The organism is Psychrobacter sp. 1U2 (assembly GCF_051847575.1).
In genome coordinates this window covers 1-1,360 of the sequence record NZ_JBPYDC010000224.1, presented here as the reverse complement: position 1 = coordinate 1,360, position 1,360 = coordinate 1, and the positions used below count along the sequence as shown (strand labels likewise).

Below are 1,360 nucleotides of genomic sequence, written 5' to 3'. Positions count from 1 at the left end.
CATCAGGACTGACTCGGTTGGAGATGCCTTTAGGATGACGACCGATGGCAAACGCCCCTGATTGAACTTCAAACTCGTATAAAGTGATACTTGCCTTGTCTGACACCCAAACTTCGTGCTCCTCTTTTGGGTCTTTATTAGTCGGAATACGCACCTTAAATAAATTTGCCATAATAGGAATGGTCGTTCCTTGTAAAATCAACGATAAGACCACCACCCCAAACGCAATATCGAACAACATAAAAGCGCCATCTATTCCCGCCATGACTGGCAAAATGGCAAGGGTAATAGGGACAGCACCGCGCAAACCGACCCAAGAGATAAAACCAATCTCCCTATCTTTAAACTTAAAAGGCTTAACACTGGTATAGACGGCGATAGGTCGGGCAACCAAAATCATAAAGGCGGCGATTGCCACTGAATAATGCCAAACATTGATGACGTTTGATGGTGTGACTAATAGTCCTAAAACGACGAAGAGCACCGCTTGCGACAACCATGCAAAGCTATCCATCACTCGCATTACATGCTCAGTTGAGCGCACTTTATGGTTGCCAATTAGCACACCAGTGAGGTAGACAGCCAAAAAGCCACTACCGCCGATTAAATTGGTAGCTGCAAAGACTGACAAGCCAGCAGAAAGTATCAAAATTGCATACATACCCTCTGCTAAATGAACCTTGGGTAATAGCCTAGAGAGTAGATAACCAAAGAGTAAACCCATTCCCAAGCCAAAGCTCAATTGCTGTAATAGCAATCCTAGAAATCCAAATACGGTCTGCCCAGCAGGATCTACATTTAGAGCGATTAAGCCCGTAACCAACAAGATAGCCAAAGGATCGTTGGCACCAGACTCTAATTCGAGCGTGGCTTGAACACGATCGTTGAGCTTGACCCCGCCATTTCGTAATAGAGAGAACACCGCTGCCGCATCGGTTGAACCAACGATTGCTGCCATCAGCAAACCAAAGCGCCAATCCACATCAAGCAGCCAAGTGACAAAGACCCCTAGCACCATAACGGTAGCCAGTACGCCCCAAGTCGCTAGAGTGACCGCAGGCTTTAGACCGACTCGAAATGATTTAAACGAGGTACGCAATCCACCGTCTAACAAGATACAAGCTAAGGCCGCCTGCCCGACGAAGTTGGCAATATTATATTGTGAAAACTCAATTCCTAAGATACCCTGCTCGCCCGCCAACATGCCTACTGCTAAAAACAGCAGTAACAACGGAACGCCCAAGCGTGCTGATAGTGTACTTGCCATGATACTGGCAAAAATTAACAATGCCCCCACTAGGTATAGGATATTTAAGGTATCCATCTTTTTAAGCCCTATTTTTAATAATTATTATGATGG

General features: G+C 45.6%; 1 protein-coding gene. It reads right to left on the bottom strand.

The window, feature by feature from the left end:
* Positions 1–1,324 (bottom strand): potassium/proton antiporter (locus ACS8FD_RS14690; protein ID WP_439276399.1); only part of this gene is annotated, 1,324 nt, incomplete at its 3' end.
* Positions 1,325–1,360 lie beyond the last annotated feature (36 nt).